We start from the raw sequence: 23648 nt of genomic DNA, 5'->3' as shown, positions 1-23648 counted from the left end.
ATTGTCGCGCCGGGAGCCGCTCCCGGCTCAGTGGCGGACCGTGGCCACCCTCTGCCCGTCGGTGACTGCGCGTGCCATGGTGGGAGAGTCAGCTGGTCTGGACCAGCTTTCGGTCGTGGTTCCGGTCGTGGTTCCGGTCGTGTTGAGGAGCGTACGCATGCGCGGCACAACGGTCTTGCCCGGCGAGGGGAACAGCGGATTACCGGGAGAGGAGGGCATGCCGACGCACCGCCTGGAAGTTCCCATGCCCAACGCGCTGCCGTTCGCCATCGGCACGTTCGACACCATCGGGCCGATGTCGCGCGCGTCGTTCCCGCACCGGCACACCTTCCACGAGATCGTCCACGTCACGGGAGGCACCGGCGGGCACGTCGTCGACCTGACCCGCTTCGCGCTGAGTCCGCCGAACCTGTGCTTCATCGCCCCCGGCCAGGTCCACCACTGGGAGAACGTCACCGGCCTGGAGGGGAGCGTCATCCTCTTCACCGACGACTTTCTCCTTGACCACCCCGCGGACCGCCAGGCACTGAGAGGGCTCGGACGGCACTCCTGGCTCGAACTCCACGACGAGGCGGCCGACCGGACCGCGCGCCTCGTCGCCGATCTCGACGGTGAGTACCGCGCGGGGGCCGAGGGTTTCCAGAGTGTGCTGCGGGCCCTGCTGCACGTCCTCGTGGTACGGGCGGCGCGGCTGCCCGCACACCAGTCGGCGGCGGCCCCGCCCACTCCCCGCACGCGGCCCGGCTCCGTCGCCGCGGAATTCGTGACCCTGCTCGGCACCCCGGAGCTCGGCACTCAGGAGGGGCCCCTGCGGTCCGTGCGCGCGTGCGCGAGGCACCTGAGCGTCTCCGAGAGCTACCTCAGCGAGGCGGTGAAGGCCTCCACCGGCCGCACGCCCGGTGAACTGATCCGGCAGACGCGCGTGCACGAAGCCAAACGCCTTCTCCTGCGTACGGAGTTGTCGGTCCGACAGATTGCGGACCGGGTCGGCTTCGGGGACCCCGCCTACTTCTGCCGCTTCTTCCGCCGCGAGACCGGAGCGAGCCCCGGGGACTTCCGGCGCGGCGGTGGCGATATTCACCACGACCACCGACTTGAGTCCATCGCCCGCGCACAGTCCCCGGCATAGCTTCGGAGCCGATCCGGAACCCACCCCACCCCTTCAGGAGGAGCGATGGAGCGCGAGATCGGTACGACCGGAGACGGCAGCGACGGCAGCGACGGCAGCGGCCCCAGCCGCAAGACCGTCCTGAGAGCGGCCGCCGCAGTGGGCATGTCCCTGCCCGTGGCCCTCATGGGCGTCCCCGCACTGGCCAGGACCGCAGGCGAACGGGGTGCGGTGCCGGAGGCGACCCCGGCCTGCGACGACGGTGACGACCCGACGCCGCCGCAGATGGAGGGGCCGTACTTCAAACCCAACTCGCCCCGGCGCACTTCGCTCCTCCAGCCCGGCACGCCGGGCGTGCGGCTCACCGTCACCGGCTACGTCTTCGGGCTCGCCTGCCGGCCGATGTCCCGGGTCCTGATGGACTTCTGGCAGGCCGACACTTACGGGACGTACGACAACACGGGGTTCCGTTTCCGAGGGCACCAATTCACCGACGCGAACGGCGCGTTCAGGCTCACCACGATCGTGCCCGGCCTCTATCCGGGCCGCACCCGGCACCTGCACGTCAAGGTGCAGGCCCCGGGGCGTCCGGTCCTCACGACCCAGCTGTACTTCCCCGGCGAGCCGCGCAACAACACGGACCCGATCTTCGACGCCCGGCTGCTCATGAACGTACGCACCGTCGGAAACGCGAAGGAGGCGGACTTCGACTTCGTCCTGAACGTGCCGCAGCAGCGCTGACTGCGGGCAGGCCGGGGGGCTGGGGCTGGGGCTGAGGGCGACCTCAGTCGCCCCCGCCGCCGCCCCCTCCGCAGCCGAATCCGGAGCCCGAGTCGTCGGACTCCAAGGCATGGTCCAGGGCGTTGCCCATACGGATCATGGCCCGGCCGAGGCCGGACGGAATCAACTGCGCCTCCATGACAGCGCGCCGGACCGTCCCCTTGGGGAGAACCTCGGGGCCGCCGAACACGTTTCAGCTGGCGCCGGGCCCTGGTCACCAGGCCCCAGTCCGCGAGCCGGTCACCGATCTCCGCAACCTCCGGGGCCTCCCGCAGGTCCGCGCACACGGACGCCGCGCTGCGGCTGTCAGGGCACGCCGTGACCAGGGCGATCTCGACCGGGTGCTCGGGCAACTCCCCACCATCGGCGCGTACGCGCGAAGCCCTGAATGCCCCCACCCCCTTCGGACACCCCGCCTTTCGGCTGTGGTGCCCGACGCCGGGAGCGCACATCCCTCTCCTTCGCCGCTTCAGAGCAAAACTTGAGGGTTCCGGCCCCATGAGTGCGCCCCTGTCACGCGGCCCCGCACCCCCTCCGTCAGCCCCGGGCGTCTTGACAGCAACTGCCTTGCGGAGATCGCCTGGAGGCCTGCCGCGTGGTGGCGGTGGGACACACGGGGGAGAGGCGGGCCATGTTGCGGGTGTACTTCACGGCCGAGGATCTGGCGCGGGTGCGGGTCGCCTCGGGACCTGACTTCCTCTGGGAGATCAGCAACAGCGTACAGACGCTGCAACGGCGGGACGGGGCAAGGGTGTTCGGGGAATGGCGGCGGTGGGCGAGGCCGCGTCTCTCCGACAGCTGCCGGCTCCTGTCGCCCCTGCTGCCGCCGCACGGCTGCTCCCCGGACTTCCTCACCCCCACCCACGGAGAAGGCGAGACACTCCACGCGGCGGTCGACACCCTCGTGCGCACCCCTCTGCCGCGGCTGCGCACCGATCTGACTCGGGTGGCCGCATCGCGTCCGCTCCCGGGCTGGACCGAGTCGCTGGCGCGAGGCGACGCCGCCGCTCTCCGGCAGTTGGGGCAAGCACTCCACACGTATCACCTGGAGGCGCTCGCGCCGTTCTGGCCGCGCATCCACGCCCAGATCGACGCCGACCGCATCATCCGTCTGCACAGCCTCCTAGGCGGCGGGACCGACGGGCTCCTCGGGGGCCTCGGGCCTCAACTGCGCTGGCTGCCCCCGGTGTTGGAGGTCGACTATCCGGTGGACCAGGAGCTGCGTCTCGACGGGAGAGGGCTCACCCTGCAGCCCTCGTTCTTCTGCTGGCCCACGCCCGTCACGCTCGCCGACGGTGAACTGCCGCCTGTCCTGGTGTATCCCATAGACCACGCGATGGACTGGACCCACCCCACGCCCTCCGAGCGTCCGGACGACGGCGCCCTGGGGCCGCTCATCGGACACACGCGCGCCGCCGTCCTCAAGGCGGCACGCACCGGCTCGTCCACGGTCGAGCTCGCCCGTCTCCTGGCGGTCACCCACCCGGCCATAAGCCAGCACGTGAAGGTGTTGCGCGCGGCCGGCCTGCTGACCACGGTCCGCAGGGCGGGGCGGTCGCTCCATGTCGCGACCGCGGAAGGCCGCGCGCTGCTGCGCAGTTGCGGGGCGTGAGCCGCCTCCGGCCGTAAGTCTGGGCTTTCATTGATTGCGTCTGGCATGGGCATGCAAGGAAGCTGGCTCGGCTGTTGCACACGCATCCCCCCACCGTGTTGCGTCCCGACACCCCGCCCTGCGCGCGCCGTTCAACGCGCGTCGACGTGTGAACTCCCGCGCACGGCACGAGGCGACGCATCGACGATCCGATGAAGGAGTGGCGTTGCGCACTACTCGTACTCTCACCCGCCGTGCCGCCGTGGCCGCCTCGCTCGCCATGACCGGCACTCTCTGCGCCGTGCCCGGCATCGCGCAGGCCTCCGCGCCCCCCACGCCCCCCGCGCCCCCCACGCCCCCCACGGCCTCCATGGCCTCCTCCGGGCACGGCCTGAAGTGGTTCCAGGAGCGTCACGGCCTGCCAAGGACCGGCTCGGTCGACGGCGCGACCGCGAGAGCCCTGCGGCAGGCGTCCGATGCCGAACTGCACCAGACCTTCCGGACGGCGGCCGACCTCGGGCCCGAGGAACTCGCCAACGCACGCACCGTCATCGGTGTCGGCAAGGGCGCACAGATCCCCGAACAGGGCCTCGTCATCGCGCTGATGACCGCCATGCAGGAGTCGAAGTTCGTCAACTACCTGACGCCCGTGGACCATGACTCGCTGGGGATCTTCCAGCAGCGCCCGAGCACTGGCTGGGGCACTCCCGAGCAGATCACCGACGTCGCCACCTCGTCGAAGTCCTTCTACGGAGTGGCCCCCTTCGGCAGCAATCCGGGGCTGATCCAGATCGACGGCTGGCAGACCATGCCCCCGGGCGACGTGTGCCAGGCCGTCCAGGTCTCGGCCTATCCCGACCGCTACGCGCAGTGGGAGCAGTTCGCCCGCGACCTGCTCGCCCAGGAAGGGCCCACGGTCCCGCCGATCCCCTGAGCCACGAGACCCACCGGCGACCCTCCCCCCCCACACCCCTCACTCCAGGAGCCCGTATGCGCAAGAGACTTGTCTCCACAGCGATCGCCGTGGCAGCCGTCGGCGCGCTCGTCACCCCGGCCGCCGCCCAGGCGGAACCCGCACACCCGCACAGCGTGTCCGTCCTCGGGCACGGTTCGAAGTCCGGCACCGCGGTCGTCAGCGGACAGAACGAGCCCGGCACCCGGCTGCGCGTCGGCGGTGCGCGGACCGAGAGCGCGCACACGCTCCCGGTCGACTACCAGGTCCAGGAGACCGGCTACTGGTGCGGACCCGCCGCCACCCGCATCGCCCTGTCCGCACGGATCGCCCCGCCGAGCCAGGGCGCTCTGGCCGCGCAGCTCGGCACCACCGAGGCGGGCACCGATCACATCAGCCAGGTCACCGGCGTGCTCAACGCCAACCTCGGCACCGGCTGGTACGAGACCAAGGAGATGCCGAACGATCCGCCCACCCAGGCCCAGAAGGACCTGCTGTGGAACGACATCGTCCTGGACATCGACAACAACTACCCGCTGGTGACCAACATCGTGGCGCCGCCCGGCAACCAGCCGCCCGGCTACCCGCCGGACCAGACGATCTACCACTACTTCACGGTCATCGGCTACGACGACGCGAACCGCACCGTCCTCATCGCCGACCCCGCCTCCTTCGGCGGCAACCAGATCTACTGGCTCTCCTTCGACCAACTCGCCACCCTGATCCCGCCGAAGGGGTACGCCGCCTGAGCGGAGAGCGGAGAGCGGTGAGTCGTCAGCCGTGAGCCGTACGTCGCCGGCTGTGGGTGGCGCCAAGACACAAGCGCCACCCACAGCCGCACGGTCGTCGTTCCGGGGGGGTAACGACGACAGCCTCAGCGGCGCCGACTCCGCTGAGGCCGAACAGGAAGCAGGGTCTGGGCGGACCTGCCGGCCTCAAGCTCAATGACGGTCACGACGAGCTACTTCTTGCTTCCGTCGAAACCAGGTGCATGGATGCACCGGCGCCCGGAATTTCTCAGCGGCCGTCCTGTACGTCCTCCAGGCGGAGGCGCAGACTGCGGATGCCGCGCCGGGCATGGCTCTTGACCGTGCCCAGCGGCCACCCGGTGCGCTCGGCGATCTGCGGGTGGGTCAGATCCTCGTAGAACGCCAGGCGCAACACCGTCCGCTGCGGCTCCGGCAGCCTCGCCAGCTCCTGTGTCATCAGCGTCCGGTCGACCGTCGAGTCCATGCCTTCGTGGGCGCGGTGATCCATGGTGGCGTACTGCGCGACCGCACCCTCGACGAGCGCCTCCCGTCGGGCGCGCGCGTTGAGCGCGTCCGCGATCCTGTGCCGTGTGATCCCCGTCAACCATGCGGCCAGGCTGCCGAATTCGGGGCGGTAGCCGGCCCGGCCACACCATGCGGCGAGGAACACCTGCTGCGTGATGTCCTCCGCCTCACGGCTGTCGCCGAGCGCGCGCTGGGCCAGGGCGTGCACCAGCGGACCCCACCGGCGGTACACCGCCGCGAGGCTCGCCTCGTCCCCACCGGCGAGACCCCCGCCCAGATCTGTGGTCCGCTCCCTGGCCTCCCTGGCCTCCCTGGCCTCCCTGGCCTCCCTGGCGGGGGCTCGCACCGGCTGTGCTGCCACCACTGCGCTCATAGGCGTCTCGTCACCTCCTCCCCGCGATCGCAATCGCCGTACGACCGAACGGAAACGGGCAGCCGCGCCGTCGCCGTGGCCGCGATCCGGTCATCCTGGAAACAACCGCTCGCGCTCGGCAAACCGCATCGGTTGTGCGTCGTATCGTGGCCGGATGAGCGAGGGGCAACGCCGTGGTCAGGGTGACGATGCGGCGATCACCGGAGTCACCACCGGCGCCCTGGCACGGCGCCTTGGAGTGTCACCGACGACGCTGCGGACCTGGGACCGCAGGTACGGTCTCGGCCCTGCCCGGCGCGATCCCGGTCACCACCGCCGCTGGTCCGAGCGGGACGTCGCCATGGTGGAGGAGATGGGTCGGCTCACCTCCTCAGGGATGCCGCCGGCCGAGGCCGCCCACGAGGCGCGCAAGCTGCTCGACCCCGGGACCGGAGCCGAGCCCGCCCCCGGCCACACCACCGTGCCGCGACAGCGAAGCACCGCAGGCCCTGCCCCGACGCAGTCACCCGACACGTTCGTCCGCCGCCGACGCGGCCTCTCGCGTGCCGCCGTACGGCTCGACGCCCCCACCCTCCAGGACCTGCTGGCCGACGCGGTGGAGAGCCACAGCCTGGTCACCGCGTGGCAGGAGGTGATGGTGCCGACGCTGCACGCGGTGGGCCGCAAGTGGGAAGAAGCAGGCGACCGTTATGTGGAGGTCGAGCACCTGCTGTCCTGGCACGTCTCCCGCACCCTGCACCGCTGCTCCATGGCCCCGACCGCTCCGGCGCCGCCGAACGCGCCCGCCGCGCACGCACCCCTCGTCCTTGCCTGCGTACCGGGTGAACAGCACTCCCTCCCGCTGGAGGCGCTCAGCGCGGCCCTTGGTGAACTCGGCGTCCCGCAGCGCATGTTCGGCGCGGCCGTGCCGGTCGAGGCGGTCTCGGCCGCCGTGCGCAGGACGGGTCCGGCCGTCGTCGTGCTGTGGGCACAGGCCCGCTCCACCGCGAGCGTCCCCCTGGCCCGGCACATCGCCGACACCCGATGGGGCGTGCGCGGCGCCCGCGGCCGTCCCGTGGTCATGCTCGGCGGGCCCGGGTGGGCGGGCCCGGCGGTGCGCGGTGCTCTGCGGCCCACCAGCCTGCGTGAGGCGCTGACCCAGATCGGCAGGGTGCGCGCCGAGAACGGGACCGACCGCGCAAGGTGACCGGCGCCGTCAGCCCGCCACCGTCAACGCCGTGCGCAGCGCGCTGCGTTCGTCGCGCCAGGCGGACAGAAGCCGTGCGCCCAGGCGGCCTTCGAGAAAGCCCGTGGCCTCGATGCCGAAGACCACGTCGGACTCCAGACCCGGTTCGCTCGCGAGGAGGCCGCCGATCACCTCGCGGCGCACCACCTGCTCATGGACGGCATCGGCTTCCACGTGCTCGTCGTAGAACCGCTCGGCCGCCCGCCCGGCGCCGCTCCTGCGCATGGCCTTGGCAAGCCGCCGCGAGCCCGGGGATGAGGTCACCTCGACGGCGGCGAAGTGCCCGACCAGCGCGCCGCGCAGCGCCCGGTGCAGGCCGAGCAGGGACATCAGATTGACCGTCGCGAGCGCCTCGCCCGGGGAGGCGTCGAGGTAGTGCCCGTACGCCGTCTCCAGCGAGAGGTCCTCCATGAGGTCGGCGAAGAGGCGGGCATGGATGTCCTCGGCGCGCCCGGCTCCGAACTCGTCGAACTCGACCGCCACCATGCCCGCCTTGGCCCGGCCGTGCAGCCGGGGGATGACCCAGGCGTGCGGGTCGGCCTCCTTGAGGTGGTACAGCGAGCGCGCCGCCGCGTACTCCCGCAACTGCCACAGTTCGCCGTCGCGTTGGAGATGGTGGCTGACACTGGTGCGGCTGTGGCCGACGGGCTCCACGAGCAGGTCGGCCAGGGCGCGTTCGGCGCTGTCCGTCGAACGGCAGTTGGCGCGCAGGGCGCCCAGGAAGCGCCCTTCGAACGCGCGGCGCAGTCCGAGGAGTTCGGGGTCCCATTCGAGGTCGTCGCGGACTCCGTCGAAGCCTTGGTAGTGCAGCTCGTAGAGCGTATAGAGCGCGAGCTGGAGGTCCTCGCCGTAGGGGTCGGCGTCGTGCGTGTCGAGGGGCAGCGGACCCGGACTCCCGCCCTCCCGCAGGGTGGTGACCACGAGCTCGGACAGTACGCCGCGGGGCTCGGGCAGGGCAGGGCTCGTGCGGCGCGACTCGCGAGGACCGTCGGAGAGCGCCTGGTACTCAGCGGACATCGGGTGCTTCCTCCCCCTCGGCGTGTTCGGCGTGCTCGGTGTCCTGGGTCTTCACGCGGCGGCGGTGACTGGTGTCGCACCACGGGTAGGTCCGGCTGCGGCGGCAGGTGCAGATCGCGGCGGTGAAGCGCCGGGAAGCGATGACGCTGCCGTCGTCCGCGACCACTTCGACAGGACCCTCGACGAGCAGCGGGCCCTCGGGGTCGATCGTGACGCGGCGGGGCCGCGGGTCCCGTGCGGCCGGCACGGGGTCAGGTGCGCTCTCAGCTGCGTTCTCAACTGTGTTCTCAGGTGTGCTTTCAGGTGCGTTCGGCACGGATGACCACCAGTTCTTCCATGTCCTCGTCCCCCAACAGCCCCTGCCCGCGCAGGAAGGCCAGGCGCGAGCGCAGGACCGGGCCGAGCGGAATCAGGGCGCGGTCGGCGACCGACGTCTCCAGGCCGGCCTTCGACAGACGCCGCAACGTGTCCTCGGTGCCGCACAGGGCCGAGTGGACCATGAGCAACACGCCCCCGGGGCGCAGCGCTTCGGGGGCCGCGTCACAGATGCGGTCGACCACCGCTCGGCCGTCCTGCCCAGCATCCCAGGAACGGGCCGCGCCGCGCCGCGGCAGCCGGCGGGAGGGAGAGGGCACGTACGGAGGGTTGCTCGCCACGAAGTCGTAGGACCGGCCCGGGACGGCGGCCGTGAGGTCGCCCTTCAGGACGGTGATGCGCTGCCGCGCCGCCACCGCGTTGAGGCGGGCGGTCAGGACGGCACGCCAGGCGATGTCCACCGCCGTCACCCGGGCACCGAGCCGCGCCGCGTGGACGGCGAGCGCGCCACTGCCGGTGCCGAGGTCCAGTACATCCGTGCCCGTACCGATGTCCTCGCGGCACAGTGCGCGGGCGAGCAGCTCCGTGTCGTCCTGGGGCGTGTACACCCCGGGAAGGGTCATCAGACGTCCCGGGGCCGCGCCCGCTGCCGTGTCGGCGACCATCACACACCTCCGGTCATCGCGGGGCCGGCCGGGCGGAACCCCTCCTTGCTCCGCCCTCTCACCACCCTCCGCCGTTCCGGCACCGGCCACCACTCGGGTGATGACGCACGGTGACGAGTCGGACCGACCGCGTGACTCTCCAGCCTCATGGGTTCCTTCTGGTGCTCGGGGCTCGCTCCCGCGACTGTCGTCCGTCCCTGGTGCCCGACGAACCGTGAAGCACACGTGCGGCGCCCGCCCTGCGGCGCCGGGCACGGGAGCGGGGCCGATGCGGAAGGAGGGGTGGTGATTGCGCCACTGCGCCGTGGGTACGCGGCCATCCCTGCCATCCAGCGGAACAGCTGTGGCACCCCACCACGAAAGGGCGCCATGCCGTACAACATCTTCGTACTCGGCCTCGACGAGGCCAATCTGCCGACCTTGCGCGCCGTGCCGAACGCGCAGGACTACGTCTTCCACCCCCTGCTCACCGTCGACGAGCTGCAGAGCGGTGAGGTGTCGGTCCCCGGGCTTCTCGCCGATGCCGAGCAGGTGCTCGACGCGTTCGACGGCCACATCGACGCGATCGTGGGCTACTGGGACTTCCCCGTCAGCACGCTCGTGCCGATCCTCGCCGAGCGCTACGGGACGCGCAGCACCAGTCTGGATTCCGTGGTCAAGTGCGAGCACAAGTACTGGAGCCGCCTGGAGCAGCAGCGGGTCACCGACGCGCATCCGCCGTTCGGCCGGGTCGACATGGAAAGCCCGGACCCCAAGCCGCCCGAGGGCATGGACTTCCCGATGTGGCTCAAGCCGGCGCTGTCCTACTCATCGGAACTGGCCTACGGGGTAGGGGACCAGGCCGAGTTCACGGAGGCGGCCGACCGCATCCGTGAGGGCATGGGGCGCATCGGGCGGCCGTTCGAGGACATACTCGACCGCGTCGAGCTGCCCCCGGAGATGGCCGACGTGGGCGGCCAGGTGTGCCTGGCCGAAGGGGCCCTGAACGGCATCCAGGTCGCGGTCGAGGGTTACGTCCACGAAGGCGAGGTCACCGTCTACGGCATCCTCGACTCGATCCAGTACCCCGACTCGTCGTGCTTCCTGCGCCACCAGTACCCCTCCACTCTCCCCGAGCCCGTGCTCGAGCGGCTGCGGGACGTGTCGGAGCGGGTGATGCGGCAGATCGGCATGGACGCGGCGACCTTCAGCATCGAGTACTTCTACGACCCGCGGTCCGACGCGATCAACCTCCTGGAGATCAACCCCCGTCACTCCCAGTCGCACGCGGAGATGTTCGAGTACGTCGACGGCGTACCCAACCACCACTGCATGCTGAGCCTCGCACTCGGCAAGGGCCCCGAACTGCCGTACCGCGAGGGCCAGTTCAATACGGCCGCCAAGTGGTACTACCGCTGGTTCGCCGACGCGACCGTCCACGACGTCCCCTCCCGCAAGGACATCGAGAGCATCGAGCGCCGCATCCCCGGAGTGCGCATCGACGTGGTGGTCGAGGAGGGGCAGCGCCTGTCGGACGGCTCCGAACAGGACAGCTACAGCTACGAGCTGGCCCACATCTTCACGGGCGGGGAGAGCGAGGAGGACATACGGGTCAAGTACGACCAGTGCGTGGCCGCCCTCGGCCTCACCTTCGACGAGGCCGAACCGGGCGGCCGCGACACGAAGAACGACTGAACCGCGAACACCTCCGCGACACGAAGGAGCGACCCGGCTTGCGCTATGTGAGCGACCTTCCGTACGAGACCAAGGAAGAGGAGAACGTCACCATCCCCGCGGCGGACGGAACCCGCCTCGCGGCCCGCATCTGGCGGCCGACGTCCTCCGACCAGGACCCCGTCCCCGCGGTCCTGGAGTACATCCCCTACCGTCAGCGCGACCTGACCGCGGAGCGCGACTCCATCCACCACCCCTACATCGCCGGGCACGGCTACGCCTGCGTCCGTGTCGACCTGCGCGGCACCGGCGACTCCGAAGGTGTGCTCAAGGACGAGTACCTGGAGCAGGAGCAGACCGACGCCGAGGACATCCTGGCCTGGCTCGCCGACCAGCCATGGTGCGACGGCACCACCGGCATGATGGGGATCTCCTGGGGCGCCTTCGCCGCGCTCCAGGTCGCCGCGCGACAGCCGGAGAGCCTGCGCGCCATCGTCATCGCGTCCTTCACCGACGACCGGTACGCCGACGACATGCACTACATGGGCGGCGCGCTCCTGTCGGACAACCTGGCCGAAGCGGGCACCATGTTCGCCTACGGCACCATGCCCCCGGACCCGGCCATGGTCGGGGACCGGTGGCGCGACATGTGGCACGAGCGGATGGAGGGCACCCGCCCCTGGGTGCTCGAATGGCTCAGGCACCAGCGCCGCGACGACTACTGGCGGCACGCCTCGGTCTGCGAGGACTACCAGGCCGTACGCTGCCCCGTCCTCGCGTCGAGCGGCTGGGCGGACGGCTACTCGAACGCCGTGACACGGCTGCTGGGCAACCTGGACGTGCCGCGCAAGGGCCTCATCGGCCCCTGGTCCCACAAGTTCCCGCACCTGGGCCAGCCGGGCCCCGCCATCGGCTACCTCCAGGAAGTGGTGCGCTGGTGGGACCACTGGCTGAAGGGCGTCGACAACGGCGTCATGGAAGGACCGATGCTGCGGACGTGGATGCAGGACAGCGTGCCGCCCTCCACGTCGTACGAGGAACGTCCGGGCCGCTGGGTGGGGGAGCCGTCCTGGCCCTCCCCGCACATCACTCCCGTCGTGCGGCGCCTTACGCGCCACGGTCTCTCCGACCCGGTCGCTCAGCATGAGGCTCCGGGCGACGCCGTCGGCACCGGCGGGGGCCTTTCCGTCCAATCACCGCTGTCCGTAGGCCAGTTCGGCGGGAAGTGGGCGTCCTACAACGCGCCCCCCGACCTGCCCTACGACCAGCGTGAGGAGGACGGCGGCTCGCTGGTCTTCGAGACCGACCCGCTGACCGAGCGTACGGAGATCCTCGGCTCGCCCTGCGTCGAACTAGACCTGAGCGTCAGCGAACCCGTCGCCATGGTCGCGGCCCGCCTGTCCGACGTGGCCCCCGACGGCAGAGCCACCCGCGTCAGCTACGGCCTGGTCAACCTCACCCGCAACGAGGCGCACAGCGATCCGCGTCCGCTGGAACCGGGGCGCCGCTACCGTGCGGTCATCCCGCTCAACGGCGTCGCCCAGGCCTTCCCGCCCGGCCACCGCATCCGCCTGTCCCTGTCCACCTCGTACTGGCCGCTGGCCTGGCCGCCGCCGAAGCCGGTGCTCCTGACCGTGTACGAGACGTCGAGCAACCTGACGCTCCCGGTCCGCCCGGTGGCTGAGCCCGATGCCCTGCCGGAGCAGCCCTTCGACGAACCGGAAGGCACACGGCCGAGGTCTCCCGTCCAACTCGTCGCGCCGGAGGAGCGCTGGCAGGTCAAGCGCGATCTGGTCGACTACGCCGCGGAGCTGGAGATCGTCAAGGACCGGGGGACGGTGCGGCTGGAGGACATCAACCTCGACGTCGGCCGCCGGGCCTACGAGCGCTACACCTCCATGGCCGAGGACTTCACCTCCGCCACCGGCGAGTCGGCCTGGACGATGTCCTTCCGGCGCGACGACTGGGACGTACGGGTGGAGACCCGCACGGTCCTCAGCTGCGACGAGGACAACTTCCGGGTGGACGCCACCCTCGATGGTTACGAGGGTGACCGGCGGGTTTTCTCGCGCACCTGGAATGAAACGGTGCCTCGCGACTTGCTGTGACACGCGGTGGAACCAGTCGCGGTGAGACGGCCGGAAGTTTCTGTTTGGCCTCTTTCCGGCAGGGCACCCGATGCGTTGGAGGTTGATCAACTCCTCCCGTTAAATGAATCCCCGTGTTTCAGGGAAAATCAACTGAGGAGTTCCCTATGAGCGACGAAATCTGGAGCTACGCTCCCACCGCCGGTCACGGCCCGGACGCCGATCTGACCGGTTACAAGGTCGAGGCCGCCGACGGTCACATCGGCAAGGTCGACAAGCACTCGAACGACGTCGCCAACCAGTACATCGTCGTCGACACCGGAGTGTGGATCTTCGGCAAGGAGGTGCTGCTGCCTGCGAGCACCGTCACCGCCATCGACCACGACGCGCGGAAGATCCTGGTCTCGCGCACGAAGGAGCAGATCAAGGACGCGCCCGAGTTCGACAAGGAGAAGCACCTGGGCGACCCCGCCTACCGTGACCAGCTCGGTGGCTACTACGGCGGTCTGGGCCCGGGTCACTGACTCTCGCGGAGATATCGACCGGGGCGTGAGAACGCCGCCCCAATGACACCGATGGCGTCCGAGGCACCAATTGCCTCGGGCGCCATCAGGTATTCGGGGAACTTCGGCAAGGGAACCCCGCGTCACTCGAATATCGCGGCACCCGGGGGACTGACAAAGCTTTTCTTGTCGGACGAATTCAATGCGCGATTCAACCGACGCGCGCGGCGATGGCTCGCGCGCACTCCAGGGACTCGGTACGCGTCGTGTCCACCTCCATGTCGTAGAGCACACCCTGGTGGACCACTTCGGCCTGGGAGGCGGCCATCCCGGCCACCCGGTCGCCCCGCGCCGTTTCCCGGCCCGCGGCGACCGCGCTGTCACAGCGGACGCCGACCCACAACACCCGCAGATCACCGAGGGCCTTCTGCCACCGCGTCTGCGACGCCGCACCGCCGAGGAAGACCTCGTCGACGATGACCCGCGCGCCGGAGCGGGCCATTGTCGCGACCCCTTCGATCCACGCAGCTTCCAACGCCCGGAACTCGGGGCCGACGGTCACCTCGCCGTCCGCGCCGAACTCGATTCCCTCCGACGCGGTCCGCATGGACGCGGGCATCGCGTCGACCAGCGTGTCGCAGCCGAAGGCCAGCCACGGGTCCGGCAGCACCGCCTGCAGACACCGCGCGATGCCGGACTTCCCGGAGCTGGACCCGCCGTTGAGCACGATCACTTGAGTCGTCACCGCGCCACAGTAGAAGCATCACCGCGGCGCAGGAAACGGATTTCGGCGCCCGTACCCGCGGCCGCGTAAGGTGCCCTCGACCGCGACCCGCTCGGTCAGCCCGTCCCGTCGTACGGGCTGACGCGGCGGTACGCGGCGCGCGCGTGCAGCACGCGGCCCGCCGTCGTGCCGACGAGGGCGGCAGCCAGCAGGCACGTGATCCACTCGGGGTCCCGGTGCCCGGCCCAGGAGATCTCCCCGATGGGATGCGTGGCGAAGACGTTCAGCAGCATCCAGCACAACAGGGCCGTCCCCGGAGCCGCGACGAAACGGCCCCGCACGCCGAGCAGCGCGGCCAGCACGGAGAGAGCCGCGAGCGCGAGCCCCGTGCGGTCGAGCGCACCGAGCAGATCGAGCACCGTCACCAGCACGAAGGCGCCGGCGTAGGCTCCCGTCCAGATGAAGGGCGTGGCCACGGGTTCGGGAACGACCCGCACGCCTTTTGCGATGTACCGCCACTCCACCAGCATCGATTCCTCCCCACCGCCGGTCCGCCGGGGCGCCGCTGCCCCGGGGACGTCCGTGACCGGCGCCTCCCGCAACGAGACCGACGCTCCGGAGATCGGGCACGGGCATGGTCTCGGGCAGATTGTCGCACCACATCCGATGAGGGCTGTCCGGCATCGTCCTCTGGTCGTGTCCCCGTCATAATTCCCGGATGAACCCCGTCTCGGCTCCCGAGCCCTCCGCGCCGCCACGGCGTGCCCGCGTCGTCGTCGTAGGAGCCGGACCGGCGGGCCTCACCGTCGCCAACATCCTCCGTGCCGCCTCCGTCGACTGCGTGGTCCTGGAGACGGAGACCAGAGAGTTCATCGAACAGCGGCCCCGTGCGGGCTTCATCGAGGAATGGGCGGTGCGCGCCCTGGAGGATCGGGGGCTCGCCGACCGGCTGCTCGCCCACGCGCAGACGCACAGCGAGTGTGAATTCCGCTGGGCCGGGGAGCGCCGCCGGTTCGCGTACGGAGAGCTCTCCGGGCACCGTCATTTCGTCTATCCCCAGCCCCTGTTGGTGACGGACCTGGTGCGCTCCTACGCCGATCAGGCGGGCGGCGACATCCGTTTCGGCGTACGCGACGTGGAACTGCACGGCATCGACACGGACCGGCCCTCGGTGTCGTACACCGACCCGGCGACGGGCGAGCGCATACGCGTCGACTGCGACGCGATCGCGGGCTGCGACGGCGCGCGCGGTGTGACGCGCACCTACCTGGGAGCCGAGCGGGCCACCATCGCCCGGCACGACTACGGCATCGGCTGGCTCGCCCTCCTCGCACAGGCGCCGCCGTCCTCGGACTGTGTCGTCTTCGGCATCCACTCGCGCGGCTTCGCGGCCCACATGGCCCGAAGCCCCCAGGTCACCCGCTACTACCTCGAGTGCCCGCCCGGCGACGACCCCGGGAACTGGCCGCACGAGCGTGTCTGGTCCGAGCTGCACGCCCGCCTCACGGTGGCGGGGGCGCCGCCGCTCACCGAGGGGCAACTGATCGAGAAGCGCGTCCTCGACATGCACAACTACGTCGTGGAGCCCATGTCCTACGGGCGGCTGTACCTCGCGGGCGACGCCGCCCACCTCGCCGCTCCGATCGCGGCGAAGGGCATGAACCTGGCATTGCACGACGCCCTGTTGCTCGGCGACGCCCTCGTCACCTACTGCGCGGAAGGGGACGACAGCGCCCTGAACGGCTACTCGGAGGCCAGTCTGCCGCGTGTGTGGCAGTACCAGGAGTTCTCCCAGTGGCTCTCGGAACTCCTGCACGGCACGTCGTCGGGCGACCCGTTCAAGGCGGGCACAGCGGCCGCCCGGCTGCGCAGGATCCTCGGCTCTCCGGCCGCCGCGGCCGCGTTCGCCGAGATCTACATCGGGAAGGGCGCCACCAACCACTGAGCGTCCGCGCCCGGTGACATTTGTACCGGGGGATCGGCGACATCCGGATCTGCCCCGCACCCTCGCTCGGCGGGCACGCTGAAGCGAGTGGTGGACGTCGGAGAAGAGGGAGGCGCGGAGGCCATGGTCCTGGCGAATCGGCAAGATCAGAATGTGCCGGAGAGCGGCACGTACGAGATCGACGCGGCGGCTTCGACGGTGCGGTTCCGGACGCGCACGGTCTTCGGCCTGTTCCCGGTCCGGGGCACCTTCGGCATCAGCCGGGGGCGGATCACCGTGGCTGATCCCGTCGAGGAGTCCTCGGTGGATGTGACGGTCAGGACGGACTCGTTCGACTCGGGTCTGCAGCGCCGCGACCGGCACATCGCGTCCGCCGACTACCTCGACGCGGCCAAGCACCCGGAGATCGAGTTCCGCGGCCGAGGGGTGACGGAATCCGCGACGGACACGGCAGTGCTGCAGGGGGAGTTGACCGTACGAGGCGTCACGCGGCCCCTCGCCGTCAGCGTCGGGTCGGTCGTGCTGAACGGGCGGCGGGTGACCGTCGAGGGCACGGCCATCGTCGACCGGTACGCGTTCGGAGTGACCACGGCGAAGGGCATGACCGGCCGCCGGATGAAGATCCGGCTCGCCGTCGAAGCGGTCGCCGGCTGACCGCAGCCGTCTACCGGCTGTGCCGGCCCCCGATCAGTGGCAGGACGGGGAAGGTGTGGTCCTGCCAGATTCGGCGGGACGCCTCTTCCGGGTAGGGGGCGACAGCCGGCCGGGAGCCGAAGACTTGCACCAGGCGTTGCGCGGTCTCGAAGACGGGCCAGCCGGGGTCACCGTTCGTGGCGAAGCCCGTCCACGCGGCGCGCATGCGGGCGGACAGCTCCGCCGCCTCCGGGGGCGGCTCCTCGCCGAGCAGCGCGGCGGGCTGGCCCCGGTCCAGATTGCCGAAGACGAGCGGCACGTCGAGGCCGTGACAGGCGCCGAGGACACCGCCCATGCCCGGGGCCGGCCAGGTCAGTTCGTAGACGTGGGCGCGGCCACCCCCGGTGGTCTGGGCCTCGGCGAGGTGGAGGCTCGGCATGCGGAACAGCCAGTCGGACAGGACCACTTCGTGCAACTCGTCAGGGCCCGCCGCCGGAAAACCGTCGAGGTAGCGGCGCGCGCCGTCCCGTCCGGGGCCAAAGACCCGCAGCGCGGCCTCCGCCTGTTCCTCCGTCACCTGACCGAGCAGCCCGTCGAGGGCGCTGAGCAGCCGCTGCTCGTCACGTGTGTGGCCGACGAGGAGCTCGATGCCGCGCCCCGCGCCGTCGGCCAGCGCCTGCCACGGAGTGACCGGCAGCGCATCCCCCTCGACGACCGGCGAGAACGCGATCGACCTGTGCGCCACCTGACCCCAGCGATCCGCCCACTGCCCCATCTTGGCGCCGACCGCGTCACCGGCGGCGGACAACCGCGCCGGGTCCACCGCGGACAGGTCGCCCACCGTGGGCCGCAGCCCCAGCTCGGTGGCGCACGCCGCGGTGATGTCGGCGGCCAGCTGCGGCGAGAAGAACGTGCCCTGCACACTCTGCGCCACGGCCCGGCCGAAGAGCCCGGCCGCGCGCGGCACAGCAAGGAGCGCGGCGACCGATCCGGCGCCCGCCGACTGTCCGAAGACCGTGACGCGGGCCGGGTCGCCGCCGAAGGCACGGATGTTGTCACGCACCCACTCCAGGGCTGCGACCTGGTCGAGCAGCCCCCGGTTGGCGGGCGCCCCCTCGATCTGCCCGAAACCCTCAAGACCCACCCGGTAGTTGAACGTCACCACGACCACGCCGCCGTCACGCGCGAGGCGGCCGCCGTCGTACTCGGGAAGGCCGGACATGCCGATCGTGTAGGCACCGCCCTGGATCCACACCATCACCGGGAGCCCCGCTCCCGGGCCGGGCTCGGGCGACCAGACGTTGACCGTCAGCCAGTCGTCGCCCACCACGTCCCGCGCCAGCGCGTCCATGCCGAAGTGGCCGCCCTGAGGGGGCGGCGGCCCGTACGACTCCGCCGGCCGCACCCCGTCCCATCCCCGCGCCGGCCGCGGCGCGGCGAAACGCAGCGGGCCGACCGGCGGCTCGGCGAACGGGATGCCACGGAAGACCGCCACCCCCGCCTCCCGAGTGCCGCGCAGCGCTCCGGCCGCCGTGTGTACCGTCGTGTCAGCGGTCATCACCACTCCCTCGCCAGGCAGCCGGGAACGCGAGCAGGAGGCGTCGCGCAGCCCCGGACACTCGGGAGCATCCCGCCGATTCCGGCTGCCGCGCCAACCATTTACGGGCGAGGCTGCGAGGCAGGCACGACCACGCCCTCGGGTGGGGCGTCCGTGCATACGAGTGAGGCGCGTGATGGACTCGGGGCATGGTTGTGAAGGCTCTCATCGTCGTCGACATGATCAACATGTACGACCACCCCGATGCGGAAATTCTCCGCAGGTCGGTCGAGGAAGTGCTGCCGAACGTCCGCAGGTTGATCGAGCGGGCGCGGGCCGAGGACATCGTGGTGATCTACGCCAACGACAACTTCGGTCAGTGGCGCTCCCACCATGACGAGCTCCTGGACATCGTCCTGAGCGGCCCCCATGCCGATCTGGTCGCTCCGATCCGTCCCAGGAACGACTCGCTCTTCGTGGTGAAGGCCCGGCACTCGATCTTCTACGACACCCCACTGGAGTACCTCCTCCGCCAGCGCGACATCGATTCCGTGCTCCTCTGCGGCCAGGTGACCGAGCAGTGCATCCTCTACTCGGCACTCGACGCCCACATCAGACACCTGGATGTGGTCGTGGCCGAGGACGCCTGCGCGAGCATCCACAGCGACCTCGCCGCCGCCGCGCTGAAGATGATGGAACGGAACATGCAGGCACGCCTGGTCCGTTCCACCGACGACGCGCTGTTCGGGCCCGAATGAACCCGCTGGACGAGCTGGACGCCCGCATCGCGGGGTGCGCCGCCTGCCCCCGGCTGGTCGCGTGGCGGGAGGAGGTGGGGCGGGTCAAGCGGGCCGCCTTCATGGACTGGACGTACTGGGCAAGGCCGGTGCCCGGGTTCGGACCGCCGGACGCCTCGATGATCGTCATCGGGCTCGCGCCCGCGGCGCACGGCGGGAACCGGACGGGCCGGATGTTCACGGGCGACCGTTCCGGAGACGTCCTCTACCGGGCGATGTACGAACTGGGCCTCGCGTCGAGCCCGCTGGCAGTGTCCATGGACGACGGCCTGACACTGCGTGGGGTGCGGGTGACGTCGCCGGTGCACTGCGCACCGCCCGAGAACAAACCGACCCCCGGCGAGCGCGACATGTGCAGGCCGTGGCTCGTGCGGGAGCTGGAGCTGCTGGGACCGCGGCTGCGGTCGGCGGTGATTCTGGGCGCGTTCGGCTGGCAGGCCGCCTTGCCCGCGTTCGCGGCGGCGGGGTGGCGCGTGCCGAAGCCGCGGCCGCGCTTCGCCCACGGAGCGCGGGTGACGCTGGAGCGCGAAGTGGCGCAGTCAACCGGCAGCCGCTCGGAGGCCGTCGCACCCGGGGAGTCCGAGCCGGGCCCTGTCACCCTGTACGGCTGCTTCCACGTCAGCCAGCGGAACACGTTCACGGGCCGGCTGACTCCGGACATGCTCAAGGACGTCCTGCGGGAGGCGGCGGGCGAGGCGGCCATTCCGCCGTACGCACGAGCGGATGGGCGGCACTGATCGGCCTGGCACGCGCCACCGATGACCTCAGCCGCCCTCGACCCCGGTCGAGTCGTGTGCCGAACCGACCGGCTTCGACTCCGGTGAGCCGCGCTGGCGCAGATAGACGGAGAAGATGGCCATCGACCCGACGGCGAGGAGTTCGGACTGCCAGTTCTGCAGCGTGCGGTTCCAGAAGTCCGCGGCGCCCAGGTACTGGAACCAGCTGATCGGCGCCTGGAGTTCGCGTAGGTGCTCCTCGTTGTACGCGGCCACGCCGGTGATCGACTGTGCCAGCCAGGAGAGCAGGAACACGGTGCACATAAGGGTGCCGAGGGACCGGGAGTACCAGGCCTGGCGCACGCCGCCCGCGGATGCCCAGCGCGGTGAGTCGGGCTTCGCGTGCCGGCCGACCTTCTGGTCCTTGTCCGCCTCCACGCCCGCCTTGCCGAGCTCCTTGGACTCGGGCGACCCTCGCTGGAGCAGCCAGACCGTGCCGAAGATGTAGAGGAAGAACTGCAGGTACTCGGACTGCCAGTTCTCCGTCACGTCCACGGCGAAGTCGGAGGTGAGGAGATAGCCGCCGAAGCTCACCGGCTGCAGTTGCTCGGCGACGAGGTGGTTGTTGAAGTCGGCGTGCCCGGCGATCGCCTGGCCGGCCAGGGAGAGGAGGAATCCCGTGCCGAACACCAGGGTCAGTCCGTTGTCGCGCAGAAAGCGCCCGACGCGCGTCATCGCTGCATCAGCCCCAGCGTGATGCAGTAGGCGAGGCCTCCGGTCACCATCAGGAGATACAGCGTGAACAGCGCCCGCACCCGTCAACCGCCCTTGATCAGACACTGATACGGCATGGCCGGGCGCTCCGTGCAGCCGGCCGCCGTGACCTTCCATCCGCCGGGGAAGGACGACAGGAAGAGCGTGTCGCGGTTCGTCACGACACGGGCCTGCCGCCCGTACACATCGACGACGCGCGCCTCGTCCGCCGTGCCCGCCTCGGGCAGCCCCGCGTCGGACAGGGCGCGTGGGCACGGCAGTTCGGCGTTCTGCTCCAGCTCGTCGCGGGTCCCGGGGGCGAGCGCCGCGCAGCCCCGCGTGGTGTCCGTCGTACGGAGGCTCTCCTGGAAGCGGAGCACCGCCGCGGATGCGGAGTCCTCGCGCTCCTGGACGCTGCCGCAGCCGCTCAGGGATGCCAGCAGCACCGCCACGAGCACCACCGGTCCCGCTCCGCGCATACCGCGCACCAGATCTGCTCTCCTTCGCGGGCCGCCGGTCTCCGAGTCGTCGCACCGGGGCGGTGATCCGCGCGGGTACGAGCTCTGCCGACGATGCCGCACACCTTCCCGGCGGGCGGAACCCGCGCATCCGACACGCTGTGGCAGCCGGTCCGATTCATCGTGGCGGCCTAGAGCACCTGCCCGCGGGCCGTGTGAGAGCCGTCCAGAACGGCGGAAGCCCCCGCACGGGAGTGGGCGGGGGCTTCGGCTTCGGCGGAGCCGGTCAGGTGTCGCGGCGCTTCATGGAGTCCCGCGTTTCCTGGGCGCGGTCGCGGGCGTCGCCCATGGCCTTCTTGGCCTCGCCCTTCGCCTGGTCCACCTTGCCCTCGGCCTGCTTGCCACGGTCACCCGTGACCTTGCCGGTCATCTCCTTGGCCTTGCCCTTCATCTTGTCCATGCCGCCCTTGTCAGCCATGACCACTCCTTTGTCGATACAGCGCCCACCGGTCTCACACACGGTGTCGGCCTCTGCGTTCAACGTAAGCGGGACACGGACACCCCGCCCGTCCAGCCGTCACACACGGTCACCACGGGCCGGGTCAGTCCAGGCAGAATTCGTTGCCCTCGGGGTCGGTCATCACGATGAAGCCCGCACTCATCGGGGGAGCGGGCTCGTCGCGACGCACCCGCTTCGCCCCCAGCGCGACGAGGCGGTCGCACTCGGCCTCAAGGGCAGCCATGCGCTCCTCTCCCTCAAGTCCGGGAGCCGCACGGACGTCGAGGTGGACGCGGTTCTTGGCGACCTTGTCCTCCGGGACCTGCTGGAAGAACACGCGTGGGCCCTGCCCTGCCGGGTCCTCGATGGCCGACTTCGAGTTGCGCTGGTCCTCCGGTACGCCGATCCGCGCGAGGAAGTCGTCCCATGCCGCGAGCGCGTCGGCGCCCTCCGGCAGGTCCACCCCGGGCGGGCCGGGGTGGACGTAGCCCAACACGTCGCGCCAGAAGGACGACAGCGCCCGCGGGTCATGCGCGTCGAAGGTGACTTGGATGTGGCGGCTCATGGGATTGCTCCGTTCGTGGCGGTATTCAAGCGGGGGCATTTCTTGCCGATCGGCGCACGCAGCCCAGCGTCTCCGAGGCGCCGCGCGGGCGCACGCTCGGCTGCGTTCATGAAGCCACCGTGACACCCCTGGCGGACAGGATCGGTCCGCCGGCTCCGTCGGCTCTGGCAGGCTGAGCGGCATGGACGGGGCACGCGATGACGAACTGGGTACGACGGAGCGGGTGCTCACCCTGCTCGGGCTGCTGCAGCAACGCCGGGTATGGACCGGCCCCGAACTCGCCGACCGGCTCCGGGTCACGCCGCGCACCGTACGGCGTGACGTCGAGCGGCTGCGCACGCTCGGCTATCCGGTGCACGCGGGCCAGGGCGTCGGCGGTGGCTACCGGCTCGGCGCGGGGCGGGACCTGCCGCCGCTGCTCCTCGACGACCAGGAGGCGATCGCCACCGCGGTCTCGCTGCTCGCCGGTGCGGGAGGAGCGGTGGCCGGCGCAGGTGACGCCGCACTCCAGGCGCTGACCAAGCTCGACCAGGTGCTGCCCGCCCGGCTGCGGCACGAGGTGCGCGCGCTCTCCGACTCGGTGGAGTTCTTCGGCGGAGGCCGCGCGCCCGTCGACCCCGAAGTGCTCATGACGCTGGCCAGAGCGTGCCGCGACGAGGTCGAGGCCGGATTCGACTACCCCTCAAGGGGCGAGGTGCGACGGCGGCGGGTCGAGCCCTACCGCCTGGTCGCCTCCGACCGGCGCTGGTACCTCCTCGCCTACGACCTCGATCGCGACGACTGGCGCAGCTTCCGCGTAGACCGGATGACCGACGCGTCCGCACGGACCTTCCGCTTCCGCCCGCGCGCCGCGCCCGACGCGGCGGCGTACGTACAGGAGGGGGTGGCCAGTCGGGTCTACTCGCACCGGGCGCGTTTCCTCGTGCACGCGCCGGCCGATACGGTGCGCGGGCAGATCCCGGCGTCGGCGGCGGTCGTACGACCGCGGGGGAGCGACCTCTGTGAAGTGCTCAGCGGGGCCGAGCGCCTGGACGCCGTGCTCATGCACATGCTCCTGCTGGGGCACGACTTCGAGGTGCTCGACCCTCCGGAGCTCGGCGAGCGGTGCCGCGCCTTGGCGGAGAGACTGCTGTCGGCCGGAGCGACGGCCCCTCCGTCGCCGGACACCAAGAAGCCCTGAACCGCGGCCACTTCGGCGCCATGCGGAGCCGGCGGTACGTGTCCCGCACGGCAGCAGGCCGCAGAAGACGTCGTCGAACGCTGACCTGTCAGGCTTCGCGCCACCAGTCTGGTCCTTGGGCATGGCCGCGTGAGGCTACCCGGCCGCGCGCTTCCCGAATACGGCTGTCAGGCGACGGAAGTGGCACGCGCGGGGTCGGTCAACCGCGCGGCGGCACACAGGACATCGGCGCCGACGATCGGCAGCCGGTGAACGCAACTCTCGTCGCACCCGTATCTAGGACCGGACATGTCCCCGG

At 70.9% G+C, this 23648-nt stretch carries 25 protein-coding genes and 1 pseudogene; 14 read left to right on the top strand and 12 right to left on the bottom strand.

Features of this window, described 5'->3' with window-relative positions; genetic code table 11:
• The first annotated feature begins 157 nt into the window (after nucleotides 1-157).
• Together E5671_RS07200 and E5671_RS07195 are read left to right on the top strand one after the other, a co-directional pair.
• Entirely contained in the window at nucleotides 158-1129 is a 972-nt protein-coding gene (locus E5671_RS07200; RefSeq protein WP_160503004.1) for an AraC family transcriptional regulator, read from the top strand.
• 45 nt (nucleotides 1130-1174) lie between these two features.
• Nucleotides 1175-1840, top strand: a pseudogene (locus E5671_RS07195) (dioxygenase family protein); the annotation flags it as partial.
• A gap of 52 nt (nucleotides 1841-1892) precedes the next feature.
• On the opposite strand, the gene E5671_RS46990 reads toward E5671_RS07195, so the two are convergent.
• Complete coding sequence (locus E5671_RS46990) at nucleotides 1893-2027, bottom strand: hypothetical protein (RefSeq protein WP_272902824.1); 135 nt, start codon at nucleotides 2025-2027, stop codon at nucleotides 1893-1895.
• A 492-nt stretch (nucleotides 2028-2519) separates the two neighbouring features.
• On the opposite strand from E5671_RS46990, the gene E5671_RS07190 reads away from it, so the two are divergent.
• The 3 genes from E5671_RS07190 to E5671_RS07180 all read left to right on the top strand — a co-directional run bounded on the left by E5671_RS07190 (nucleotide 2520) and on the right by E5671_RS07180 (nucleotide 5180).
• A complete protein-coding gene (locus E5671_RS07190) occupies nucleotides 2520-3500 on the top strand; it encodes an ArsR/SmtB family transcription factor (RefSeq protein ID WP_160503002.1) in 981 nt (326 codons plus the stop codon).
• Between the two features lie 259 nt (nucleotides 3501-3759).
• Complete coding sequence (locus E5671_RS07185) at nucleotides 3760-4413, top strand: peptidoglycan-binding domain-containing protein (protein WP_443032777.1); 654 nt, start codon at nucleotides 3760-3762, stop codon at nucleotides 4411-4413.
• Between the two features lie 56 nt (nucleotides 4414-4469).
• The gene (locus tag E5671_RS07180; RefSeq protein ID WP_160503000.1) at nucleotides 4470-5180 is read left to right on the top strand and encodes a C39 family peptidase; all 711 of its coding nucleotides are present in this window, start codon (nucleotides 4470-4472) and stop codon (nucleotides 5178-5180) included.
• 268 nt (nucleotides 5181-5448) lie between these two features.
• On the opposite strand, the gene E5671_RS07175 is transcribed toward E5671_RS07180, so the two are convergent.
• Complete coding sequence (locus tag E5671_RS07175; protein WP_160502999.1) at nucleotides 5449-6078, bottom strand: RNA polymerase sigma factor; 630 nt, start codon at nucleotides 6076-6078, stop codon at nucleotides 5449-5451.
• Between the two features lie 154 nt (nucleotides 6079-6232).
• Between E5671_RS07175 and E5671_RS07170 the strand changes: the two genes are divergently transcribed.
• Entirely contained in the window at nucleotides 6233-7264 is a 1032-nt protein-coding gene (locus E5671_RS07170; RefSeq protein ID WP_160502998.1) for a MerR family transcriptional regulator, read from the top strand.
• A gap of 9 nt (nucleotides 7265-7273) precedes the next feature.
• On the opposite strand, the gene E5671_RS07165 is transcribed toward E5671_RS07170, so the two are convergent.
• From E5671_RS07165 to E5671_RS07155, 3 genes are read right to left on the bottom strand one after another with little or no spacing between them, the layout of a single operon-like run.
• Complete coding sequence (locus tag E5671_RS07165) at nucleotides 7274-8320, bottom strand: iron-containing redox enzyme family protein (protein ID WP_160502997.1); 1047 nt, start codon at nucleotides 8318-8320, stop codon at nucleotides 7274-7276.
• Complete coding sequence (locus E5671_RS07160; RefSeq protein ID WP_160502996.1) at nucleotides 8310-8567, bottom strand: CDGSH iron-sulfur domain-containing protein; 258 nt, start codon at nucleotides 8565-8567, stop codon at nucleotides 8310-8312. The genes E5671_RS07165 and E5671_RS07160 overlap by 11 nt, the downstream gene beginning before the upstream one ends.
• 52 nt (nucleotides 8568-8619) lie before the next feature.
• Nucleotides 8620-9300 (bottom strand): HemK2/MTQ2 family protein methyltransferase, encoded by a 681-nt coding sequence (locus E5671_RS07155; protein WP_160502995.1) that lies wholly within the window; start codon nucleotides 9298-9300, stop codon nucleotides 8620-8622.
• 369 nt (nucleotides 9301-9669) lie between these two features.
• Here E5671_RS07155 and E5671_RS07150 point away from each other — a divergent pair, with 369 nt between their 5' ends.
• The 3 genes from E5671_RS07150 to E5671_RS07140 all read left to right on the top strand — a co-directional run bounded on the left by E5671_RS07150 (nucleotide 9670) and on the right by E5671_RS07140 (nucleotide 13564).
• Nucleotides 9670-10974 carry an ATP-grasp domain-containing protein gene (locus E5671_RS07150; protein ID WP_160502994.1) on the top strand — a complete coding sequence of 435 codons (1305 nt, stop codon included), beginning with the start codon at nucleotides 9670-9672 and terminating at the stop codon, nucleotides 10972-10974.
• Between the two features lie 38 nt (nucleotides 10975-11012).
• The gene (locus E5671_RS07145) at nucleotides 11013-13061 is read left to right on the top strand and encodes a CocE/NonD family hydrolase (protein ID WP_160502993.1); all 2049 of its coding nucleotides are present in this window, start codon (nucleotides 11013-11015) and stop codon (nucleotides 13059-13061) included.
• Between the two features lie 146 nt (nucleotides 13062-13207).
• A complete protein-coding gene (locus tag E5671_RS07140) occupies nucleotides 13208-13564 on the top strand; it encodes a PRC-barrel domain-containing protein (RefSeq protein ID WP_160502992.1) in 357 nt (118 codons plus the stop codon).
• A 190-nt stretch (nucleotides 13565-13754) separates the two neighbouring features.
• On the opposite strand, the gene cpt is transcribed toward E5671_RS07140, so the two are convergent.
• Nucleotides 13755-14288 (bottom strand): chloramphenicol phosphotransferase CPT, encoded by a 534-nt coding sequence (gene cpt, locus E5671_RS07135; protein WP_160502991.1) that lies wholly within the window; start codon nucleotides 14286-14288, stop codon nucleotides 13755-13757.
• Nucleotides 14289-14383: 95 nt separating this feature from the next.
• A complete protein-coding gene (locus E5671_RS07130; protein WP_336605689.1) occupies nucleotides 14384-14797 on the bottom strand; it encodes a hypothetical protein in 414 nt (137 codons plus the stop codon).
• Nucleotides 14798-14985: 188 nt separating this feature from the next.
• Between E5671_RS07130 and E5671_RS07125 the strand changes: the two genes are divergently transcribed.
• Both E5671_RS07125 and E5671_RS07120 read left to right on the top strand, forming a co-directional pair.
• On the top strand, nucleotides 14986-16212 hold the full coding sequence (locus tag E5671_RS07125) for a 4-hydroxybenzoate 3-monooxygenase (RefSeq protein WP_160502990.1): 1227 nt from the start codon (nucleotides 14986-14988) through the stop codon (nucleotides 16210-16212).
• 123 nt (nucleotides 16213-16335) lie between these two features.
• Nucleotides 16336-16866, top strand: a complete 531-nt coding sequence (locus E5671_RS07120) for a YceI family protein (RefSeq protein WP_160502989.1) — start codon at nucleotides 16336-16338, stop codon at nucleotides 16864-16866.
• 10 nt (nucleotides 16867-16876) lie between these two features.
• On the opposite strand, the gene E5671_RS07115 is transcribed toward E5671_RS07120, so the two are convergent.
• Nucleotides 16877-18403 carry a carboxylesterase/lipase family protein gene (locus E5671_RS07115; protein ID WP_160502988.1) on the bottom strand — a complete coding sequence of 509 codons (1527 nt, stop codon included), beginning with the start codon at nucleotides 18401-18403 and terminating at the stop codon, nucleotides 16877-16879.
• Nucleotides 18404-18591: 188 nt separating this feature from the next.
• On the opposite strand from E5671_RS07115, the gene E5671_RS07110 reads away from it, so the two are divergent.
• Nucleotides 18592-19140, top strand: coding sequence for an isochorismatase family cysteine hydrolase (locus tag E5671_RS07110; RefSeq protein WP_160502987.1), 549 nt, complete (start codon nucleotides 18592-18594; stop codon nucleotides 19138-19140).
• Nucleotides 19137-19916 carry a uracil-DNA glycosylase gene (locus E5671_RS07105; protein WP_160502986.1) on the top strand — a complete coding sequence of 260 codons (780 nt, stop codon included), beginning with the start codon at nucleotides 19137-19139 and terminating at the stop codon, nucleotides 19914-19916. Before E5671_RS07110 ends, E5671_RS07105 begins: the two co-directional genes overlap by 4 nt.
• Before the next feature lie 27 nt (nucleotides 19917-19943).
• On the opposite strand, the gene E5671_RS07100 is transcribed toward E5671_RS07105, so the two are convergent.
• The 4 genes from E5671_RS07100 to E5671_RS07085 all read right to left on the bottom strand — a co-directional run bounded on the left by E5671_RS07100 (nucleotide 19944) and on the right by E5671_RS07085 (nucleotide 22170).
• Complete coding sequence (locus E5671_RS07100) at nucleotides 19944-20630, bottom strand: DUF6766 family protein (protein WP_160502985.1); 687 nt, start codon at nucleotides 20628-20630, stop codon at nucleotides 19944-19946.
• An 83-nt stretch (nucleotides 20631-20713) separates the two neighbouring features.
• Complete coding sequence (locus E5671_RS07095; RefSeq protein WP_160510033.1) at nucleotides 20714-21127, bottom strand: hypothetical protein; 414 nt, start codon at nucleotides 21125-21127, stop codon at nucleotides 20714-20716.
• Nucleotides 21128-21392: 265 nt separating this feature from the next.
• Nucleotides 21393-21584, bottom strand: coding sequence for a CsbD family protein (locus tag E5671_RS07090; RefSeq protein ID WP_160502984.1), 192 nt, complete (start codon nucleotides 21582-21584; stop codon nucleotides 21393-21395).
• A 124-nt stretch (nucleotides 21585-21708) separates the two neighbouring features.
• The gene (locus E5671_RS07085) at nucleotides 21709-22170 is read right to left on the bottom strand and encodes a VOC family protein (RefSeq protein WP_160502983.1); all 462 of its coding nucleotides are present in this window, start codon (nucleotides 22168-22170) and stop codon (nucleotides 21709-21711) included.
• A 181-nt stretch (nucleotides 22171-22351) separates the two neighbouring features.
• Here E5671_RS07085 and E5671_RS07080 point away from each other — a divergent pair, with 181 nt between their 5' ends.
• Nucleotides 22352-23350 (top strand): helix-turn-helix transcriptional regulator, encoded by a 999-nt coding sequence (locus E5671_RS07080; protein WP_160502982.1) that lies wholly within the window; start codon nucleotides 22352-22354, stop codon nucleotides 23348-23350.
• The last annotated feature ends 298 nt before the right edge of the window (nucleotides 23351-23648 follow it).

Source organism: Streptomyces sp. BA2 (assembly GCF_009769735.1).
In the GTDB taxonomy this organism is placed as follows: Bacteria; Actinomycetota; Actinomycetes; order Streptomycetales; family Streptomycetaceae; genus Streptomyces.
The sequence above is the reverse complement of the archived record's forward strand: the minus strand, read 5'-3'. Positions and strand labels throughout refer to the sequence as shown.

Bases quoted from the DNA above. Each gene is read 5' to 3' on its own strand.
- E5671_RS07110 (WP_160502987.1), top strand. From the start codon at position 18,592: ATGGTTGTGAAGGCTCTCATCGTCGTCGACATGATCAACATGTACGAC.
- E5671_RS46990 (WP_272902824.1), bottom strand. From the start codon at position 2,027: ATGGAGGCGCAGTTGATTCCGTCCGGCCTCGGCCGGGCCATGATCCGT.
- E5671_RS07200 (WP_160503004.1), top strand. From the start codon at position 158: ATGCGCGGCACAACGGTCTTGCCCGGCGAGGGGAACAGCGGATTACCG.
- E5671_RS07080 (WP_160502982.1), top strand. From the start codon at position 22,352: ATGGACGGGGCACGCGATGACGAACTGGGTACGACGGAGCGGGTGCTC.
- E5671_RS07150 (WP_160502994.1), top strand. From the start codon at position 9,670: ATGCCGTACAACATCTTCGTACTCGGCCTCGACGAGGCCAATCTGCCG.
- E5671_RS07090 (WP_160502984.1), bottom strand. From the start codon at position 21,584: ATGGCTGACAAGGGCGGCATGGACAAGATGAAGGGCAAGGCCAAGGAG.
- E5671_RS07130 (WP_336605689.1), bottom strand. From the start codon at position 14,797: ATGCTGGTGGAGTGGCGGTACATCGCAAAAGGCGTGCGGGTCGTTCCC.
- E5671_RS07115 (WP_160502988.1), bottom strand. From the start codon at position 18,403: ATGACCGCTGACACGACGGTACACACGGCGGCCGGAGCGCTGCGCGGC.
- E5671_RS07120 (WP_160502989.1), top strand. From the start codon at position 16,336: ATGGTCCTGGCGAATCGGCAAGATCAGAATGTGCCGGAGAGCGGCACG.
- E5671_RS07140 (WP_160502992.1), top strand. From the start codon at position 13,208: ATGAGCGACGAAATCTGGAGCTACGCTCCCACCGCCGGTCACGGCCCG.
- E5671_RS07165 (WP_160502997.1), bottom strand. From the start codon at position 8,320: ATGTCCGCTGAGTACCAGGCGCTCTCCGACGGTCCTCGCGAGTCGCGC.
- E5671_RS07170 (WP_160502998.1), top strand. From the start codon at position 6,233: ATGAGCGAGGGGCAACGCCGTGGTCAGGGTGACGATGCGGCGATCACC.
- E5671_RS07190 (WP_160503002.1), top strand. From the start codon at position 2,520: ATGTTGCGGGTGTACTTCACGGCCGAGGATCTGGCGCGGGTGCGGGTC.
- E5671_RS07105 (WP_160502986.1), top strand. From the start codon at position 19,137: ATGAACCCGCTGGACGAGCTGGACGCCCGCATCGCGGGGTGCGCCGCC.
- E5671_RS07180 (WP_160503000.1), top strand. From the start codon at position 4,470: ATGCGCAAGAGACTTGTCTCCACAGCGATCGCCGTGGCAGCCGTCGGC.
- E5671_RS07155 (WP_160502995.1), bottom strand. From the start codon at position 9,300: ATGGTCGCCGACACGGCAGCGGGCGCGGCCCCGGGACGTCTGATGACC.
- E5671_RS07095 (WP_160510033.1), bottom strand. From the start codon at position 21,127: ATGCGCGGAGCGGGACCGGTGGTGCTCGTGGCGGTGCTGCTGGCATCC.
- E5671_RS07185 (WP_443032777.1), top strand. From the start codon at position 3,760: ATGACCGGCACTCTCTGCGCCGTGCCCGGCATCGCGCAGGCCTCCGCG.
- E5671_RS07175 (WP_160502999.1), bottom strand. From the start codon at position 6,078: ATGAGCGCAGTGGTGGCAGCACAGCCGGTGCGAGCCCCCGCCAGGGAG.
- E5671_RS07125 (WP_160502990.1), top strand. From the start codon at position 14,986: ATGAACCCCGTCTCGGCTCCCGAGCCCTCCGCGCCGCCACGGCGTGCC.
- E5671_RS07085 (WP_160502983.1), bottom strand. From the start codon at position 22,170: ATGAGCCGCCACATCCAAGTCACCTTCGACGCGCATGACCCGCGGGCG.
- E5671_RS07100 (WP_160502985.1), bottom strand. From the start codon at position 20,630: ATGACGCGCGTCGGGCGCTTTCTGCGCGACAACGGACTGACCCTGGTG.